Origin of the sequence: uncultured Desulfobulbus sp. (genome assembly GCF_963662935.2) — a bacterium.
In the GTDB taxonomy this organism is placed as follows: Bacteria; Desulfobacterota; Desulfobulbia; order Desulfobulbales; family Desulfobulbaceae; genus Desulfobulbus.
The window spans coordinates 1,534,333-1,552,873 of the sequence record NZ_CAXXTL010000002.1; the positions used below are offsets into that span (position 1 = coordinate 1,534,333).

Annotated in this window: 22 protein-coding genes; 13 read left to right on the forward strand and 9 right to left on the reverse strand. The window is 53.3% G+C overall.

All coding sequences use genetic code 11. The annotated features are described in order from the left end of the window. The first annotated feature begins 50 nt into the window (after nucleotides 1-50). The 7 genes from ACHZCX_RS11090 (at nucleotide 51) to ACHZCX_RS11120 (ending at nucleotide 5,942) form a co-directional block, all read left to right on the forward strand. Complete coding sequence (locus tag ACHZCX_RS11090) at nucleotides 51-794, forward strand: hypothetical protein (RefSeq protein WP_319587290.1); 744 nt, start codon at nucleotides 51-53, stop codon at nucleotides 792-794. Between the two features lie 71 nt (nucleotides 795-865). After that, nucleotides 866-1,552, forward strand: a complete 687-nt coding sequence (locus ACHZCX_RS11095; RefSeq protein ID WP_319587291.1) for a PEP-CTERM sorting domain-containing protein — start codon at nucleotides 866-868, stop codon at nucleotides 1,550-1,552. A gap of 320 nt (nucleotides 1,553-1,872) precedes the next feature. Continuing rightward, the gene (locus ACHZCX_RS11100) at nucleotides 1,873-2,601 is read left to right on the forward strand and encodes a GDSL-type esterase/lipase family protein (protein ID WP_319587292.1); all 729 of its coding nucleotides are present in this window, start codon (nucleotides 1,873-1,875) and stop codon (nucleotides 2,599-2,601) included. A 32-nt stretch (nucleotides 2,602-2,633) separates the two neighbouring features. Beyond that, a complete protein-coding gene (locus ACHZCX_RS11105; RefSeq protein ID WP_319587293.1) occupies nucleotides 2,634-3,521 on the forward strand; it encodes a formylglycine-generating enzyme family protein in 888 nt (295 codons plus the stop codon). Between the two features lie 373 nt (nucleotides 3,522-3,894). Further along, on the forward strand, nucleotides 3,895-4,698 hold the full coding sequence (locus tag ACHZCX_RS11110; protein ID WP_319587294.1) for an amidohydrolase family protein: 804 nt from the start codon (nucleotides 3,895-3,897) through the stop codon (nucleotides 4,696-4,698). Between the two features lie 60 nt (nucleotides 4,699-4,758). Beyond that, complete coding sequence (locus ACHZCX_RS11115) at nucleotides 4,759-5,064, forward strand: hypothetical protein (protein ID WP_319587295.1); 306 nt, start codon at nucleotides 4,759-4,761, stop codon at nucleotides 5,062-5,064. Nucleotides 5,065-5,372: 308 nt separating this feature from the next. Next, entirely contained in the window at nucleotides 5,373-5,942 is a 570-nt protein-coding gene (locus tag ACHZCX_RS11120; RefSeq protein WP_319587296.1) for a DUF3011 domain-containing protein, read from the forward strand. Between the two features lie 981 nt (nucleotides 5,943-6,923). Here the strand turns inward: ACHZCX_RS11120 and ACHZCX_RS11125 are convergent. The 9 genes from ACHZCX_RS11125 to ACHZCX_RS11165 form a co-directional block, all read right to left on the reverse strand. Continuing rightward, on the reverse strand, nucleotides 6,924-8,147 hold the full coding sequence (locus ACHZCX_RS11125) for an LL-diaminopimelate aminotransferase (RefSeq protein ID WP_319587297.1): 1,224 nt from the start codon (nucleotides 8,145-8,147) through the stop codon (nucleotides 6,924-6,926). Between the two features lie 44 nt (nucleotides 8,148-8,191). Continuing rightward, nucleotides 8,192-8,761, reverse strand: a complete 570-nt coding sequence (lptC, locus tag ACHZCX_RS11130; protein WP_319587298.1) for an LPS export ABC transporter periplasmic protein LptC — start codon at nucleotides 8,759-8,761, stop codon at nucleotides 8,192-8,194. Further along, the gene (locus ACHZCX_RS11135) at nucleotides 8,758-9,399 is read right to left on the reverse strand and encodes an HAD-IIIA family hydrolase (RefSeq protein WP_319587299.1); all 642 of its coding nucleotides are present in this window, start codon (nucleotides 9,397-9,399) and stop codon (nucleotides 8,758-8,760) included. Before ACHZCX_RS11135 ends, lptC begins: the two co-directional genes overlap by 4 nt. Further along, a complete protein-coding gene (kdsA, locus tag ACHZCX_RS11140) occupies nucleotides 9,392-10,240 on the reverse strand; it encodes a 3-deoxy-8-phosphooctulonate synthase (protein ID WP_319587300.1) in 849 nt (282 codons plus the stop codon). Before kdsA ends, ACHZCX_RS11135 begins: the two co-directional genes overlap by 8 nt. Nucleotide 10,241: 1 nt before the next feature. After that, nucleotides 10,242-11,903: a CTP synthase gene (locus ACHZCX_RS11145; protein WP_319587301.1), complete on the reverse strand. Its 1,662-nt coding sequence runs from the start codon at nucleotides 11,901-11,903 to the stop codon at nucleotides 10,242-10,244. A gap of 174 nt (nucleotides 11,904-12,077) precedes the next feature. Then, nucleotides 12,078-12,542, reverse strand: coding sequence for a hypothetical protein (locus ACHZCX_RS11150; protein WP_319587302.1), 465 nt, complete (start codon nucleotides 12,540-12,542; stop codon nucleotides 12,078-12,080). Further along, nucleotides 12,539-13,294: an amino acid ABC transporter ATP-binding protein gene (locus tag ACHZCX_RS11155; protein WP_319587303.1), complete on the reverse strand. Its 756-nt coding sequence runs from the start codon at nucleotides 13,292-13,294 to the stop codon at nucleotides 12,539-12,541. The genes ACHZCX_RS11150 and ACHZCX_RS11155 overlap by 4 nt, the downstream gene beginning before the upstream one ends. Next, nucleotides 13,281-14,069, reverse strand: a complete 789-nt coding sequence (locus ACHZCX_RS11160) for an amino acid ABC transporter permease (protein ID WP_319587304.1) — start codon at nucleotides 14,067-14,069, stop codon at nucleotides 13,281-13,283. The genes ACHZCX_RS11155 and ACHZCX_RS11160 overlap by 14 nt, the downstream gene beginning before the upstream one ends. A 75-nt stretch (nucleotides 14,070-14,144) precedes the next feature. Continuing rightward, on the reverse strand, nucleotides 14,145-14,879 hold the full coding sequence (locus ACHZCX_RS11165; RefSeq protein WP_319587305.1) for a basic amino acid ABC transporter substrate-binding protein: 735 nt from the start codon (nucleotides 14,877-14,879) through the stop codon (nucleotides 14,145-14,147). A 221-nt stretch (nucleotides 14,880-15,100) separates the two neighbouring features. Here ACHZCX_RS11165 and ACHZCX_RS11170 point away from each other — a divergent pair, with 221 nt between their 5' ends. From ACHZCX_RS11170 to ACHZCX_RS11195, 6 genes are all read left to right on the forward strand, one after another. Continuing rightward, nucleotides 15,101-15,706, forward strand: a complete 606-nt coding sequence (locus tag ACHZCX_RS11170; RefSeq protein ID WP_319587306.1) for an OmpA family protein — start codon at nucleotides 15,101-15,103, stop codon at nucleotides 15,704-15,706. A 211-nt stretch (nucleotides 15,707-15,917) separates the two neighbouring features. Then, nucleotides 15,918-16,571, forward strand: a complete 654-nt coding sequence (locus tag ACHZCX_RS11175; protein WP_319587307.1) for a transcriptional repressor — start codon at nucleotides 15,918-15,920, stop codon at nucleotides 16,569-16,571. Nucleotides 16,572-16,625: 54 nt separating this feature from the next. After that, nucleotides 16,626-17,219: a peroxiredoxin gene (locus ACHZCX_RS11180; protein ID WP_319587308.1), complete on the forward strand. Its 594-nt coding sequence runs from the start codon at nucleotides 16,626-16,628 to the stop codon at nucleotides 17,217-17,219. Nucleotides 17,220-17,386: 167 nt separating this feature from the next. Then, the gene (locus ACHZCX_RS11185) at nucleotides 17,387-17,761 is read left to right on the forward strand and encodes a desulfoferrodoxin (RefSeq protein ID WP_319587309.1); all 375 of its coding nucleotides are present in this window, start codon (nucleotides 17,387-17,389) and stop codon (nucleotides 17,759-17,761) included. Nucleotides 17,762-17,788: 27 nt separating this feature from the next. Beyond that, the gene (gene rd / locus ACHZCX_RS11190; protein ID WP_319587310.1) at nucleotides 17,789-17,947 is read left to right on the forward strand and encodes a rubredoxin; all 159 of its coding nucleotides are present in this window, start codon (nucleotides 17,789-17,791) and stop codon (nucleotides 17,945-17,947) included. 238 nt (nucleotides 17,948-18,185) lie between these two features. Continuing rightward, nucleotides 18,186-18,533, forward strand: coding sequence for a cytoplasmic protein (locus tag ACHZCX_RS11195; protein ID WP_319587311.1), 348 nt, complete (start codon nucleotides 18,186-18,188; stop codon nucleotides 18,531-18,533). Nucleotides 18,534-18,541: the final 8 nt, after the last annotated feature.

Below are 18,541 nucleotides of genomic sequence, written 5' to 3' on the forward strand. Positions count from 1 at the left end.
GTTTATCATGAACAGCTCAAAAGTCCTATTCCCGTTGAACCAAGACAATTGTGAATGCTATTCGATTTGCCTTGGTCATAGGCACCGTTACCGCGACATTGACTACAACCAATGCGGCTGCATATTGCCCTCAGAATGTTGGCTCTGGTGAAACGGTTTCCGTTTTTGTTGGTGACACGATGACGAATGGTGGAGACTGCACCATTGAGCAAGGTGGCCAACTCCTCAATTCTGGGGTTGTGGAAAATACAGGTAACCTGTGGGACTATGGGATGCTGAACAACAATGCTGGCGGGGTGTTGAACAACAGCGGCGTGCTTAGTAACTATGGTTTGCTGGATAACGTAGGCACGTATAACAACAATGTCGACGATACAAAGATGTACAACACCGGCACGCTCGAAAACTTCGGGACGCTGAACAACTCGCCATTCGCCGAGCTGTATAACTCCGGCACGCTGAATAACTACGGTACGTTGAATCACGCCGACATGGGCGCCGTTCTGGACAACTCTGGCACGCTGAATAACTACAGCACGCTGAACAACTTCGGCCGGATGCACAACACCGGCACGCTCGAAAACTTCGGCGCGCTGAACAGTAGCTCTTGGAACAGCTGGCTAGACAACTCCGGCACGCTGAACAACAATTTCTTCGGCAGGCTGATCAACCACTTCGACATCCCTTCGTTTAACTCTGGCACGCTGAATAACTCCGGCACGCTGGACAACGACGGCGGGCTGCGCAACACCGGCACGTTGAATAACATTGCTCTTTCAAGGCAAAGGGCCTGATTTTATGGCATAATTGCAGGCAGCAAATCATGCTGAACAGTTACTAGAAATTTTAAAAAGAAGGGGAAAGGATGAACTTGCTATTAAGATGTATTTACACTTCTTTATTATTCATATCAATTTTCTCAATCCATCAACCGACACCGGCAAGTGCGCTTACTTACACCTATACTGGACCATCCTATAATTATTATTCGTATATGTATCAAGGTAATTACGGAAATGAGATTGAATCTGGAGGTAACATTGAATCGTTAGGTTCCTATCTATCAGCCACAGTGATCTTCGCCAATACAGTAACAGAAGGATATACTGGTGTAATACAATGGAACTCGATGTTGAATGGTTATCCAGGACTGATCACATCATGGTCGTTACAATCTGGATCAAATTTTTTATCATCAACGGTGGGCGGCAATGGTGGGGATATAGAGATAACGATGCACGAAGGTGCTATAACGTCGTGGAGTATACGAACGTATGACCGAGATATGGCCTCCTATTTCGGTTACGGGTTAACAACAACCACTACGGAGGACGGAATAGGCAAATGGGTCGGGAATGAACTCACACCTCTAGGGCAACCAATATTCATGGCGGCCAGATCATATAAAGACGATATACCGGGGTACTTGCCTGAACATCAATGGGTGTTACAGCAAACATCTACCAACCCTGTCCCTGAACCCACAACCATGCTCCTCTTTGGCACTGGTTTAGCTGGACTTGCAGCAGCAGGCAGGAGAAGGCGAAATTAATTTTTCCGAAAAATAGAAATTGAGAGGCAGGGCTTCACGGCTCTGCCTTTCTTATTTCTTGCATGGAAGTTTGTTTTTTTGAGGTGGTATTAAATAGCCAGCTGTTTTTATCGAGGACCTTAAGCTTCATTTTGTAAATTTGCACTTCTGCCTGATATAATGAAAATCTTAAATCAAACAGGAAATGTACAAAATGCTTGTGTTGTTGACATGCTTGGCCAATGTACTGCTTGCCATGTATCTCCTCATTAAATTCCAGGCCGGTTATTTGTAGCGAAAATTGGCCTAACACTACTGTTGGACCGACAGAGGTTATCGAGATGCAAAAGATATTTTTTATAGGATACCTCATCTCCCTACACCTCTTATTGATTCTCATGCTGGTAAAGTCTGACTTTATCACTCGCGTTGGATACCGATTTGGATTTATTAGGCATAATGATCCAGAGATAACACAACATTATGAACAAACAATAAAATTTTATGAGCGAATTGACGCAAATGTCCCGAACGGAACTGCCATCTTTTTGGGAGATAGTAGCATCCAAGGTCTTTGCGTTTCCGCAGTTGTTAACCCATCAGTTAATTTTGGGATCGGCACCGATACAACAATTGGTTTGCTTAAGAGATTGCCAAAATATCAATCCCTTAAACGGGCAAGCATGTGTGTTATTGCGATAGGGGGAAATGACATTAAACGTAGAGACAATGAGGAAATCCTTAAGAACTATTCCGCAATTCTTCAGGCAGTTCCACCACATCTTCCCGTTGTGTTCAGCGCAGTAGTATCTATTGATGAGCACGTTCGCGATGACCTTATAGGCAAAAACAGACGAATCTTGGAATTGAATAACGGTCTGGAAACCATTTGCAAAGCTCAGGGTCCGAAATGTACATTTGTTGACCCAAACCAAAAACTCGTAGACGCTTCCGGCAATCTCAGAAAAGAATACCATGAAGGTGACGGAGTACATCTAAATGGGGTAGGTAACTCCATATGGATACAAGAGCTTAAAGAAATTATCCTGAAAGTCCACTTTCGAATATAGTGGTTAGTCAAAGCTTGAGTTAGGTGATCATAATGTTGGATAGCGAAATGGTACTGGTGCGAGAAGGTGTTTTCGAAATGGGTTCTGATGATAGCAGCACTGATGATCGGGAGAAGCCTCGCCACAAAGTGTGGGTCAATGATTTTTATATTGATAAACACATGGTAACAAATAAAAAGTTTTGCAAGTTCTGTGAGGAGACGAATTTTCTGACGACAGCAGAAATTGATGACGAAGGTGATACTCTAGTGAATGGTGAATTTCAATTGGTCAAAGGGGCTAATTGGCGTCATCCATTTGGACCACATTCTTCAAATGAACAAAAAGGTGACCATCCGGTTGTCTTAGTGACAGTAAGAGATGCTTTAGCATACTGCTCCTGGCGTTCTAAGAAGGAGAAAAGGTATTTTCGTCTGCCAACTGAGGCTGAGTGGGAAAAAGCAGCTAGAGGTACAGATGGTCGTCAGTACCCATGGGGAAACGAGCCTCCCTCTGACCTGGGAGTTGTTCGTGCTAGATATTATGATGGTTCTTTGAAGGGGACCACCCCTGTAGGCTCTTTTCCGCAAGGAGCCTCATTTTACGGTGTTATGGATATGGCTGGCAACGCCTGGGATTGGTGTGTTGATGCCAGTGACAAGCATTATTATGAAAAGGCCCCAAATTGTGATGTGGGGGGTCCAATATCAATGTCGAGTGATTCTGTTTTTCGTGGAGGATCATATATCTTTCCTGTAGAGGCATTAAGGGCATCTTGCCGACATTCAAATTGTTTAGGGCGGGCGAGCGTCGGTATTGGTTTCAGAACTGTTGCTCCTTCAAGGAAATGGGATTCAGTGAGGATTCGGGTTCTAAATCGGATGGTTGTTTATTTTGCATTGCGGATGAAGATAAACATCAACCGCCGTCTAAATAGATAGATATTCGAATTTTACCAAAAAAACAATCTGCCCTGTGTCAAAGATGACTGCATCCACCTCGCGGCCTTCTCGACCACCCTTGGTGCTGCGCTGGTACCAGCAACACCAATGTTTATGGCAATTAAAACAGGATACTCATATCAATTCTTCCCAGCTCAAAGTACTTTCGCTTGATCTCTTCCGGAACCCTATGTAACGAATTGTAAATAGGTAAATTTTTATGAGCATCCTTGCTTGGCGCACTAGTACCAGCAATACTCAACCCTCAATTTTGATTCCCCTCCAAACATAGAACAATCCCGGTTGCTCTTTCGTAATTTCTGATATACTGAATTCCACCATCTATGTTGTAGAAAGAGAACAAGGAGCTTCCATGGCCGGTTACATCGACATCCACACCCATGCCTTTCCCGATCCCGTCGCCAAGGTTGCCATCCCCTCCTTGGAAAAAGAGGGTGGAATCAAGGCCTATCTCGACGGAACAGTGGCTGGTTTGCTTGCCTCCATGGATCGGGCCGGTATCGAGCAATCAGTGCTCTGTTCGATCGCCACTCGTCCGGAGCAGTTCGCCCCCATCCTCGAATGGTCCAAGGAAATCCGCTCGGAGCGGATCGTACCCTTTCCCTCGCTTCATCCCAACGATCCCCTCCTGCTTGAGCATCTGCAGACGGTCCACGACGAAGGTTTCAAGGGGATCAAGATGCACTCCTACTACCAGGATTATTTTCTCGATGATCCGCAGCTGAACGAATTGTACGAAAAAATGAGCCAGCTGGGAACGATCCTGGTGATCCACGCCGGGTACGACATCGCCTTTCCCCGCATCCGCAAGGCCGATCCACAGCGGATTCTCGAGGCCTGCCGGCAGTTCCCCAAGCTCAAACTGATCGCGACCCATCTGGGCGGATGGGATGAATGGGCGGATGTGCGCACGCTGCTCACCGGTGAGCCCATCTACATGGAACTCTCCTTTGCCCTCGATTTCCTAGATCAAAAAAGAATCCGGGATATCCTGCTCTCCCACCCTTCGGAGTATCTGCTGTTCGGAACCGATTCCCCCTGGACCGATCAGGCCACCACCCTCAAGATGCTGGCCAAACTCGGTCTACCGGAGCCCCTCTTCGAGCAGATCGTCGGCGGCAATGCCCGCAGACTGCTGGGTTCTGCGGGCTCCTGAGCTGGACGCCTTGGTGTGCCCAGGAAACAATCAACGACACAAAGATCAGAGAGGTGTTGGATGAAAAAGGGACGGATTCTCGTGCAAAGAACCATCATTGCCTTAGGAGTATTGGCCCTGCTGGCCCCCTTGACCTTGGTCGGGTGCGCCCAGCAACGGCAATGGGCCAAGAGGGGATTGAATCAAGCCGAGTTCGATCAGGATACCGCCCGATGCAAACGGGAAGCTGCCAAGGCAACGTACCAGGATCCCTATGCCTATGAGGCAGGACAAGGTTTGGAACGAACAATTACGCAGGAAAAAGTCTTCGAACAATGCATGTTCTCCAAAGGATATCGCCTGGAAAGCAGCGCATCCGGGCGGTAAAGGCGAGTTTCGCTCAAACCCTCCAACCTTTTCCCTGCCCTTGCGGTCACCCGGGAAACCGTTCCCAAACGACGAATTCTCTCCTCGCAAACAGAGGACCGACGGGAATGATGGCATCGACGGGCTCTCTCAAACTACCTTTCATGGGCAGCACCCCGTTGAATCTTTCGCGATTCCCCCCTTCAAATCCAGCCGTTTTTACCGTCCATATTTTTCCGTTTGTTCTCACCGCTTGAAACAGATACAATTTTACTCATTGAGAGCAACAACGGGTAGTACTTACAACTGCAACGGGAGGATTCTGTGATATGATCACCTATCAAAACGATTCGTTACAGGGCCGGGAAACTGGCCGGGGCCGCCATCAAAAAATATTCATGATGCTTGTTGCGGGATTCGCCTTGCTGGCGACCTGCGCCGTGGTTGATGCCCGAACCGTCACCTGTGAATCGGGTGGAGGAACCCAATTCTGTCCGGCAGACACCAGAGGCGGGGTTCGACTCACCAGACAGCTCAGTAAAGCCGGCTGCTACGAGGGAAAGAGCTGGGGATATGATCGGAATGGCATCTGGGTGACGAGAGGATGTCGGGCACGATTTGAGACGGAAGACTTTCGCCCTGAGTATTATGGCGGCGGGTACGGTGATCGTGAGTACGGGCCTCGTGAAGACTATCGCAGGGGGGGGCCGCCTCGGACAATCACCTGTGAATCGCATGACCCTCATGACAATTACTGTCGGGCCCCTTTGCGCCATGCCCAGGTGAATATTGTGCGTCAGCTCTCCAAAAAGCCCTGTAATTTTGGCGAGACGTGGGGTTGGGATGGTGGCGGCATCTGGGTCACGAGAGGCTGTAGAGCGGTTTTCTCGATTGATTGATCGGACTCGTACCAGCCATTGCGACTGCCGGGGCCCTTTCCCACTGAGCAATGACCCCGGATTCCGCTGCGCTGTATCCAGGCTACTTCGAGAAGATTTCTTGTTGCCCCGCCGGTTTCGGACTAGGATGAACGGGGTCATCTCAGCGGTTGGGCCACCTTTTCGCAGCGGTGTGGCGCAGGCGCACACGGCGGGTTCTTTTTTTGGGCACACAAGGAAAAAAATGGGAAACCCGCAGGGATTGCCTGGAATTATTTCATCTGTTCCAAGAAACAACGAAAGATGTTTCAAACAGAAACTCTTTCCCTTCCGGCACAATTGATAATCAAATTCGAAGTAAGTTCAGCTAGTTTTTTCTAAGTAATAGGTATTATGTCTCCAAAACTCCAGACACTTGTGTACAACGGTGACCGAGATTTTCCAGATTTCAGAACGCGGTGAGTTCTGGTCCGGTTTATTAGCTTCTTGGGTTGAGCCATTTTATGAAAAACCCGGTCTTGGCATGATTGCTCCATACAACCAAGACCGGTAAAAGTAGATTACAGCAGAGCAACTGCGGATAAAAGAAAAGCTATGCTCCTCAATATTGCAGCAACATCTATTGTAATCTCAATTTTCGAGAGTTTGATTGTGAGCATGATAGCACCATTAAATCAAACCTCGGGCCGGCCCAAGGAATTAACTTGGGTTAGTTTATCGTCCCGTGCCAGGGACTAGCTCTCGGATTACCGCGAATATCCTTGAACGGCAGCAAGGCTTGTCTATTGGGTAGCGTTGGAATGATTTACTCACCTGATTACGCACGGTGGCTGCGTAACCATTCCAACTCCATCCTCAAGGGCCTCACCTTTAGCGGCTTACCAGGCCGCAATGGGGAAGCGGTAACTTCCCCAAAATAGTTTCCTGCGTACTCGATTCTGCGCAGGAGGAAACCCAACGACCCGCGATGAGCGGAAGAACATTCAGTGCTCGTTCGGCTTCTTAACCCAACGCCTCCCGAATCCGCGCCATCGCCTTGACCACATTCGCCTCGGAGTTAAACGCCGAAAGGCGAATATACCCCTGGCCGCATTTGCCGAATCCCGCCCCCGGCGTGCAGACCACCCCGGCCTTGTTCAAGAGCAGATCGAAGAACTCCCAGGAATCCCGCTGTCCCTCAATCCAGATGTAGGGGGCATTGTCGCCGCCGACATAACTGTACCCCAATTCGGCTATCGCCTTGCCGATGATCTTGGCATTGGCTAAGTACCCGTCGATCAGGGCCGTGCACTGGGCCTTGCCCTCGGGCGAGTAAACCGCCTCGGCGGCGCGCTGCACCGGATAGGAAACGCCGTTAAATTTGGTGCAGTGCCGCCGGTTCCACAGCGGGTGGATGGCCTGCTTGCCGCCCTTGCTGTCGTAGGCCATGCACTCCTTGGGCACCACTGTATAGGCGCAGCGGGTGCCGGTGAAGCCAGCACTCTTGGAATAGCTGCGGAACTCGATCGCCACCTCGCGGGCGCCTTCGATCTCATAGATGGAGTGCGGCAACTCCGGGTCGCGGATAAAGGCCTCGTAGGCGGCGTCAAAGAGGATCAGCGCCTTGGAATCGCGGGCAAAATCGACCCAGACCTTGAGCTGCTGCTTGGTGATGGTCGATCCGGTGGGGTTGTTGGGGAAGCAGAGATAGATCAGGTCCACCGGCTCCTTGGGCAGGTCGGGGACATAGTTGTTGGCCTTGGTCGATTCGAGATAGACAAGCCCCTCGTAGCGCCCGTCCTTGAACTGGCCGGTGCGCCCTGCCATGACATTGGTATCGAGATAAACCGGGTAGACGGGGTCGGGGAGGGCGATTTTAGCATCGGTGGCGAACAGTTCCTGGATGTTGCCGGTGTCGCATTTGGCTCCGTCGGAGACAAAGACCTCGTCGGCTTGGATCTCCGCGCCGCGCGCCTGAAAATCATTCTTGGCAATCGCCTCCCGGAGAAAATCATACCCCTGTTCCGGGCCATAGCCGCGAAAACTGCTGGTAGTGGCCATCTCGTCCACCGCCTTATGCATGGCCTTGATGCAGGCGTCAGGCAACGGATTGGTGACATCGCCAATGCCCAGCTTGATCACCTCACGCTCCGGATTGGTGGCCTGGAAGGCTGTCACCCGTTTGGCGATATCGGAAAAAAGGTAAGAGGCCTGCAATTTCAGATAATGCTCATTCACTTTCAACATGACTCGTTCCTTCAATGGGGAAACCCGCCGGATTCCTGCGGGAGTTAGAGGTTGACCTTGACCCGGTTGCTGAAATCGTAGCCTTCGGTGGAAAAATCATAGTCCATGCGACCGGCGTTCAGCTTCATCTTGGGAGACTGGATCGTAACCTTGCCCGGACTGACCAGCATCTTGTCGGCGTCGTCGTACTCGAGCCGCTCGGAGAGCAGCACCTGCTGCTTCATCGGCTTGCTCACTTTGACATGGTCGGTGAGCACCAGGTGCCGCTTGTCGATGAGATAGGTCCCTTTACGGCTTTCGATATTGATCGGCTCCTTCTCTGTGCCGATGTACATGGCGCTGACCTCTTCCATCTCGATCTCATGTTCGCGGTCGCCGGTGTACGCCCGCTCGGCATCGATCTGCCACTCCTCCATGCCGTTCGAGGTCATGGTGATGGCCACCGACTCCATGAGGAAATTCTGCAGAGGCGTCTCCTCCTGCAGCTGCGCCAGTTTCGGATTATAGCCGCCTCGAGGGGCGAGGAAGGCGCTCACCGGCCCCTGCCACAGGGGACTGGTGGCAAAAAGCAGCAAAGGAACCATCCAGAGGAGATTGCGGGGATTGTTGATCATCGGTCGAACTTGGCTCGCATCCGTTCCAGATTGCCCTGGGCCTCGAGAATCAGATCGCAAATCTCGCGAACTGCTCCCCGGCCGCCACCGCGTTCGGTGGTGTAATGGATCCGCTGTCGTACCTCGGCCACGGCGTTGGCCGGAGCAACGGCAAAACCGACCCGGTTGAGGATCGGCAGATCCATCAGGTCGTCGCCCATGTAGGCGGTCTGAGGTGGTCGCAGGCCGGTTTCCTTGAGAATGGATTCGTACACGGTCAGTTTGTCCTGCTTGCCTTGAAAGACATAGGCAAATTTGAGATCTTGGGCACGGCGCTCCACGGCCTCGGAGCTGCGGGCGGTGATGATGCCGACCGCCACGCCGCTTTCCTGCAGCAGTTTAATCCCCAGGCCATCCTGGGTGTTGAAACTCTTGGCCTCGCCTCCGCCGGAGAGATAGGTGATGCTGCCGTCGGTAAGGACGCCGTCGACATCAAGCAGCAGCAGTTTGACATGCCGTGCCCGGGGCAGGGCGATCGTCCAGGCCTCACTGCGTACCAGTGGCTGGTTGCGGACCATGGCCCTATTGCGCAGGGCCTCGGTCAGTTCGCAATCGGTGGGATACGCGCCCCCCGGTAGGCCGCAGTTCTGGTCAGACATCGATGACCCCGGCGACCGCCTGCCGCACAGCCAGCAATTGCTTGAGCAGCGGTTCCACCTCGGCGAGCGGCAGGGAGTTGGGCCCATCGCAGAGGGCCTTGCTCGGGTCCGGATGGACCTCGATGAACAGACCATCGATCCCCACCGCCATCGCAGCCCGGGACAGGGCCGGAATGAACTCACGCTGGCCGCCGGAGCTGCCGCCGGCGCCGCCGGGCAGTTGCACCGAATGGGTGGCATCATAGATCACCGGATAGCCGAAGGACCGCATTACCGGCAGGGATCGCATATCGACTACCAGGTTGTTGTAGCCAAAACTGGAACCGCGCTCGGTCAGCAGGATACGCTCGCTGCCGGCGCCGCGCAACTTGTTGACCGCATATTCCATGTCCCAGGGTGAGACAAACTGTCCCTTCTTGACGTTGACCACCTTGCCGGTGCGGGCGGCGGCAACCAAGAGATCGGTCTGGCGGCAGAGAAAGGCAGGGATCTGCAGGATATCGAGGTAATCGGCGGCCATCTCGGCCTGGGCCGGTTCATGAATATCGGAAACAACCGGCACGCCGACCTCTTCGCGCAGGCGGCCGAGAATGCGCAGCCCCTTTTCAGCCCCCGGCCCGCGAAAGGAGTTGAGCGAGGTGCGGTTGGCCTTGTCAAAGGAGGCCTTGAACACGTAAGAGATGCCCAAGCGGGCGGTTATCGCCTTCATCTCCCGGGCAATTTCCCAGGCGAGATCGCCGCTCTCCAGCACACACGGACCTGCCATGAGCAGCAGCGGCGCACCGGGCCCGATGGTGATTGGGCCACAGGGGGTGGGGTTCAGTTCGACGGTTTTAATCATTTCAGGCCTTGCTTCTTTTTTTATGGGCGATGGCCGCTTTGATGAAGTCGCGGAACAGAGGATGCGGCTTCATCGGCTTGGACTGGAATTCCGGGTGGAATTGGCAGCCGAGGAACCAGGGATGATCGGCCAACTCAATGATCTCCACCAGGGTGCCATCGGGCGAGGCGCCGCTGACGATCAGGCCCGCCTCTTCCAACTGTTGACGATAGGTGTTGTTGAACTCGTAGCGGTGGCGGTGCCGCTCGCTGATCTCCTCTTGACCGTAGGCGGTGGCGGCAAAGGTACCCGGCTTAAGGACGCAGGGATAGGCCCCGAGCCGCAGGGTGCCGCCCATGTCGGAATGCTGGTCGCGCTTCTCGATCTTACCGGTGCGGAAATCAAACCATTCGGTCATCAGGTAGATCACAGGATGGGGTGTAACCGGATTGAACTCCACCGAATGGGCCCCCTCGATCCCGGCGATGTTGCGGGCGAACTCGACCACCGCCAACTGCATGCCCAGACAGATACCGAAGAAGGGGATTTTGCGCTCGCGGGCATAGGTCACAGCCCGAATCTTGCCCTCCATGCCACGGCTGCCGAAACCGCCGGGAACCAGGATGGCGTCGCAGTTGTCGAGCTTCTCCAGGTCGGTTCCGTCTTCAAGACCGTCAGCGCTGATGTACTGTAAGTTAACTTTGGTCTCGTTGGCAAAGCCGCCGTGGATCAGGGCCTCGTGCAGACTCTTGTACGATTCGGTCAGATCGACATACTTGCCGGTAATACCGATGGTCACCGTCCCCTTGGGGTTCTTGATTCGGCGCACCAGCTGTTCCCAGGGTTCGACGTTCGGCGACCCGGTCCAGATCCCCAATTTTTCGAGGATGCGGTCATCAACTCCCTCCTGCCGGAGCCTGAGCGGCAGCTCGTAGATACTCTCGACATCCACGGCCGAGATGACCGCATTGGCTTCTACGTTGCAGAAGAGGGCGATTTTTTTCTTCAGTTCGTCAGTGAGCGGCGCTTCGGTCCGGCACATGAGGATGTCGGGCTGGATGCCCGAGGCCCGCAGCTCCTTGACCGAATGCTGGGTTGGCTTGGTCTTGACCTCGCCGGCGGTCTTGATGTAGGGCACCAGGGTCAGGTGAATGAACAGTGTGTATTCCCGGCCCAGATCGATGCGAAGCTGGCGGATGGCCTCGATAAAGGGCAGTCCCTCTATGTCGCCCACCGTGCCGCCGATCTCGATGATCGCGACATCGGCGCTGCCGTCCAACTGGACCACCGCCTCTTTAATCTCGTCGGTGATGTGGGGAATGACCTGGACCGTGCCGCCCAGATATTCGCCACGCCGCTCCTTCATGATCACCGAGTAATAGATCCGGCCGGAAGTGTAATTGTTCTGCTTGCCCATGACCGCGTTGGTGAACCGCTCATAATGGCCCATGTCCAGGTCGGTTTCGGCCCCGTCGTTGGTGACGTAGACCTCACCGTGCTGAAAGGGGTTCATGGTGCCGGGATCGACATTGATGTAGGGGTCAAGCTTCTGGAAGGTGACGGTCAGGCCCCGGGATTCAAGCAAGGTGCCGATGGAGGCGGCGGAAAGCCCCTTGCCCAGTGAGGAAAGGACGCCGCCGGTAATAAAAATGAACTTGGTTTTTTTGCTCAGGGAAGCCTTCATATACCGTTACCTTTGTGGCGAGGGGGAAAAAGAGGGAGGCAGCAGCACTGCCTTTGATGTGGTCGGGTAAAAAATATACCCGATCGGCCCCGGCTTGACAAGTCCGGCCGCTGCAAAAGATCCGCACATAATCTTTTGATTTTTATACAAAAGAGAAAATTTTAGCGAAGAATGTCAGGGATTTTTTGGCCAACTCCACAACGACTTAGTCTGGTTGATCAGGTCCAGGTGCTGCTTCGGGGTCAAGGGGATGAAGGGCGAATTGTCGTAGGTGGTGTCGCAGTTTTCCACCACCAGAACCTTGGCATCCGGACTGAGGGTGTGAGTGTGCCAGACCGCCTGCTTGACGTTATACACCCGGCCAGTTTGGAGCTCCTCGGCATGAAACCGGGTGACCGTTTCGTCCCCTTCGCCGACAAAAAGAATGCAACGCCCCTGGAGCAGGACAAAAACCTCGTCGGTCTCATTGTGGCGCTGCATCCGGGTGAGGTGTTCCGGCCGCAGGTCGGGGCTGTAGTTGAGAATGGCCACTCGCCACTTTTCGAAATCCACCAAAGGCTTATAGCCCTCGCTGCCGTGCTCATGCGTTTCCAGCAGGGAAGTGACCATGTCTATCGGATTGTTGGTGATATCCATCATCGTGTGGCGGGAGCGAGTATTTGTTTAAGGAAGAGTTGACTGCGGGGGTTTTGCGGACTGGTAAAAAACTCACGGGGCGGAGCGACTTCAACGATAGCCCCTGCATCCATAAAGACCACCTTGTCGGCCACCTCGCGGGCAAAACCCATCTCATGGGTGACCACCACCATGGTCATACCCTCCCGCGCCAGGGTGATCATAACCTCCAGCACTTCGTTGATCATCTCCGGATCCAGGGCCGAGGTTGGCTCGTCGAAGAGCATGATCTTCGGTTCCATAGCCAAAGCGCGGGCAATGGCCACCCGCTGCTGCTGACCGCCGGAGAGCTGAATTGGGTAGTGGCTGGCCCGGTCGCGCATCCCCACCTTGTCGAGCAGGGCCAGAGCCAGGATTTCCGCTTGGCCACGACCCATTTTTTTTAACTTGATCGGCGCCAGGGTGAGGTTTTCCAGCACCGATTTATGGCGAAAGAGGTTGAAGCTCTGGAAGACCATGCCCACCTCCATGCGAATCCGATTGATGTCCTCGCCCTCGCTGTAAAGGTTGTGGCCGTCGACGACAATGGTCCCGGAATCAATGGATTCCAGCCGGTTGATGGTGCGCAGCAGGGTGGATTTTCCCGAGCCGGAGGGTCCCAAAACCACCACTTTTTCGCCGGCCCTGATGTCGAGGCTGACATCGGAAAGCGCCTTGAAGGAGCCGAAGAACTTGTTAATGCGGTGCAGACGGATGATCGGATCAGCGGCGTTCATAATGGCTCAACCTGTGTTCCATGATGCTGATGAGTTTGGACAAAATGAGGGTGATCAGAAGATAGATCAGGGCGATCATGGTGTAGGTTTCGAAATAGTTGAAACTTTCCGAGGCGTATTCCCGGCCGCGCCGCAGGATATCGGCCACCGCCAGGATTGAGACCAAGGAGGTATCCTTGAGCAGGGCGATGAACTCGTTGCCCACCGGCGGCAAAATGGTCCGCCAGGCCTGGGGGAGGATGACATAGGCCATGGTCTGGCGATGGTTAAAACCGAGCGAAAGCGCGGCTTCCGTCTGACCATGATCGATGGACTTGATACCGGCGCGAAACACCTCGCCCATGTAGGCCCCGTAACAAAAGGACATGGCAATCACCGCCGCCAACAGATCCGGCACCCGGACAAAACGCCCCAGGGCGTAATAGATGTAAAAGAGCTGCACCAGGAGCGGAATGCCGCGAACCACCTCCACATAGAGGGAGGCAGTCAGGTTGATGAACCGGTTGCTGGAAATCCGTCCCAAGCCGGTCAAGAGCCCGATGACAATCGCCAATGAAATCGATAAAACCGTGACCTCGAAGGTGATGACGATTCCATCGGGAATAAAACGAAGGATGTTGAGGTAGGGATCGGGCTTGAACCATGGCAGGAAGATGAGCAGGCCGATGGCCCCGATCAGGGCGATCCACCAGGCGGAAACCAGTCCTTTATCATCCGGGTTCGGGATGGCCGCGCCGTCGCCGACATCGATTTTGGTGATTCCAGATTCAGACATGGGCATCCCGTCCTGAGGATTGGATAAAAAAAGCCGGACCCAAAGGCCCGGCAATCGGAGGATCGGAACCGGCGCTTATTGGCCGATCCATTGTACCTTGAGGTCCTTATCCAGCCCCTTGGCCTTGACCGCGGCAATACCCTTGTTGATCAGGGCCAGGGTCGCGGCGTTGCCCTTGTTGACGGCCACGCCATAATTCTCAGCCTCGCCGGATTCGATAATCGCAGCAATTTTCAGTTTATCCTTGTACTTATCCAGGGCATAGTTAGCGGCAACCGGATCGTCGCACACCACGGCGGTAATCCGGCCGACATGCAAGTCCTCCATGGCCAGGCCAACCTCATCATAGGATTTGGCCTCCACTCCAGCTGCTGCCTTGATGGCAAAATAACCGGTGGTGCCGATCTGCCCCCCCACCTTCTGCCCCTTCAGGTCAGCAAGGCTTTTCGCGGTCGAGGTCTTGTCAACAATCAAGGCCTGGCGAACGGTAAAATACGGCTCGCTGAAATCCATTTTCTTTTTCCGCTCGTCGGTGATGGAAACGGAGCTGACAATGGCATCATATTTCTTCGCTTCCAGCCCGGCAAAAATCCCGTCCCAGGCGGTGTTTTTAAAAACCGGAGTAAATCCTGCTTCCTTGCCCGCCGCAGTCATGAAAGCAATGGAATAGCCAACCACCTGTTTTTGATCGTTGACGAACTCCATGGGAGGCCAGGTGGCATCAGTGGCGAAAACGATGGTTGTTTCGGCGGCAACCGGTCCACACAGAGCAACCAGCAGCACCCAAGCGGCAACTATTTTATGCAGCATACATTTCTCCGTAAATTAGAGTGATGGTAGAATTTTCTCCATCTACCATCCCAAGACACAGCTAGCAAGAAAAAGGTGGGAGGGGAAAGCTCTCCCTCTGTTGGCGAGCCTTCCGGGGAAACAGGACAAATTTAGGTTTTTCTTGACGTTATCGCCCGGTTACAGGTATACATCGACAGTATTTTCTTCAATGCCCTTCACCCTTCACGCGAGGCTGACTCATGAACACATTTACCCGTCTTTTCCTTGCTACAACGCTGACCTGCACTGTTTTATTTTTGGGAGGATGCGGTCCCAAACCGGTTTCCCCCTATGCTGGCGGCGGAACCGGCTCCTCCGACAGCAATGCGGATGCCAACCGTATGGGCAACATCACCGAGGAGACCAGTCCGGGAACAGAGGGACTCAACTCCACGGGGCGAGGAGGAAGCGGCAGCCTCTCTGGAGACGCTGACCAGCAAAGCGACGCCTACAAACGCGAGCACGGCCGTTCCTCACTTGAGTTTAAACCGATCTATTTTGATTATGATCAGTCCAAAATCAAAGGTGATCAGATTCCGAGCATGGAGCACAATGGCGGCTACCTGAAGAATAATGGTTCAGCCCGGGTGCTGATCGAGGGCAACACCGACATGCGCGGCACCAATGAATATAACCTGGCCTTGGGCGAACGCCGCGCGATGAGCGCCAAGTCCTACCTCAAGGAGTTCGGCATAGAAGAAGGCCGCATTCGCACTGTCAGTTACGGCGAGGAACGTCCATTGTTCAACGGCCAAAACGAAGACGACTTCGCCCAAAACCGGCGCGACGACTTCATCCTCGAATAACCCCCCTGTTGGCAACAACGGGTCAACCGGAAGAGGGTTGACCCGTTGTTCTTCGACCCGTTTGCTTCACTTCCCTCCTCCCTCTCCTAGATAGTTTACACCTCCCTCTCTCTTATCCAATAAGCCCCCTCTCGTGCGTAACTCCTGTACTTTTCCTTGACATGCGAATGATTCTCAAATACTTTTAGGAAAATTTTTCACAAGGGTGACCATGAACAAATACCTGCGCATGACCCATCAACGCGAGATCATCATTAGCGAGTTGAACCGGAGCAAGACGCATCCGACAGCGGACGAGTTATACGAACGGATCAAAAAAAAATTCCCGCGAATCAGTTTAGCAACGGTGTACCGGAATCTGGAAATCCTTTCCGAGGCAGGGTTCATCAAAAAACTGGAGATCAGCGGTCGGCAAAAACGGTTCGATTGGGACCCAGGTGAGCATGACCACGTCTTTTGCACCAAGTGCCAGCGGGTTGACAATATTTCGCCTCCAGGCGACACAGCCCCGCATCTCGAACCGACACAGGAAAAAGGATACCGGATTACCGGACGCAGGATTGAGTTTTTTGGTCTTTGTCCGAAATGTCAGCAACAACTCGAAGTCCCTACAAAAACAGGAGAACGCACAATGGCTTGTACATCATGTGGAACCACCGCTCTTAGTGATACCCAGCGACAAGTGCTCGAGGCCTTGGCGCAAAGTCCCGATGCCTGTGGCAGCAAAGAGCTGGCTGCCACCACCGGCCTGGAGGCTAAGCAAATCAGTTGCCAGATCACCGCACTCAAGAATAAGGGCTATGTCAGTAGTCCTGCCCGGTGCAAATACGAAATCACCGCGCAAGGCAAAGACATGCTTGGATGAAAGAATGGAAAATTTGAACCCAACAACGCTAACTCCCTCTAAGGAGGCAATTCAATGAGTTTTTTAGTGACTAAACAGGCGCCGGATTTCACGGCAACGGCTGTCATGCCGGACAATTCCATGAAACCGGATTTCAAACTGTCCGATTACCGGGGCAAATACGTCATCCTCTTTTTCTACCCCCTGGATTTCACCTTTGTCTGCCCCTCCGAAATTCTGGCCTTTGACAAGGCCCTGGCTGCCTTCAAGGCTAAGAACTGCGAAATCATCGGCGTCTCCATCGATTCGCAATTCTCCCACTGGGCCTGGAAGAATACCCCGGTCAAACAGGGCGGCATCGGCGAGATTCAGTATCCGCTGGTGGCCGATCTCGACAAAAGCATTAGCCGCCAATACGGTGTCCTCCTTGATGCAGGCATCGCCCTGCGCGGCAGCTTTCTCATCGATCGCGAAGGAACTGTACGCCACGCGGTGGTCAATGACCTGCCCTTGGGACGCAATATTGACGAGGCCTTGCGCATGGTTGACGCCCTGCAGTTCCATGAACAACACGGCGACGTCTGTCCGGCCAACTGGACAGAAGGCAAAGAGGCGATGACGCCGACCGCCGCCGGTGTTGCCGAATATCTCACCAAACACAACAATTGATCCGACACGAACTTCCGGACAAAACAGGGAAAAAGGACAATTTGGCCCTTTCCGAGCCGAACAAGATGGTTTATTGTTTGGCCTAGTTTATGCCGGTCACAGGGCGGGAATCCAAACGAGATTCTCGCTCCCCCAAAGATTCAATCAATCTACGAGGAGAATAGACTATGACTAAGAAAAACGAAGTGTACAAATGCGCGCTCTGCGGCAATATTGTCGAAGTCCTTCATGCCGGCGCCGGAGAACTGGTCTGTTGCGGCCAAGGAATGGCCCTGATGACCGAAAACACCGTCGATGCCGCGAAGGAAAAACATGTGCCGGTGATCACCAAGGTGGCTGAGGGGTATAAGGTTGCTGTCGGTGCGGTGGCCCATCCCATGGAAGAAAAACACTGGATCGAATTTATTGAACTGATTGCTGACGGCAAGGTTTATCGCCAGAATCTCAATCCCGGCGAGGCCCCCGAAGCAACCTTCTGCATCAAGGCGGACCAAGTTTCCGCCCGTGAGTATTGCAACCTTCACGGCTTGTGGAAAGCCTGATTCAATCGAATCAAGAGAGGAAACAAGATGAAAAAATACACCTGTGTTGTCTGTGCCTATGAATATGATCCCGCTGCAGGCGATCCTGACAATGGGGTAGCACCCGGTACCGCTTTTGAAGATATCCCCGATGATTGGACCTGTCCGGTCTGCGGAGCTGGCAAAGATCAGTTTGAGGAGTCCTAAATAAAACATCCTCCACTCCGGACACTTCGGGGTGGAGGATGTTTGTCGCGTGCGACTGTAATTTGACGGCCCTTCCCGGGTCGCCGGGATCGAAACCCGCTGACGACAGCACACGGTCGTCCCGTTCAACCACCCAACGCCTTCCCCAATCCCGCTGCTACACTCGCAATGGATACTCCAGCAGACCGATCCTCTTCACGACCGCTTTCGTTCACGCCTAACATCCGAGGTCAACTTGATGAATAAAATCATTTTTTTTGCTTTTCGCGATAATCCCCTCTGTTTTGTCCATGTGCTGCTTAATAGCCTTGATATGGCCAAGAAAGGCATGGAAGGCAAAATCGTTCTTGAAGGCGAAGCGGTCACCCTGGTTCCGCTTATGGCCGATCCCGCTCATTTTCTTCACCCCCTTTACAGCAAGGCGAAAGAGCAGGGACTCATTCTCGGGGCCTGCCGCGCTTGTTCCAATAAACTGCATGTAACCGACACCTTAGCGCAGGAGGGCCTCCCGCTGATCGGCGAGATGGCCGGTCACCCTGCCATGTCGGATTTTATAGAGAAAGGCTACACTCTACTCACCTTTTAAACTGCACT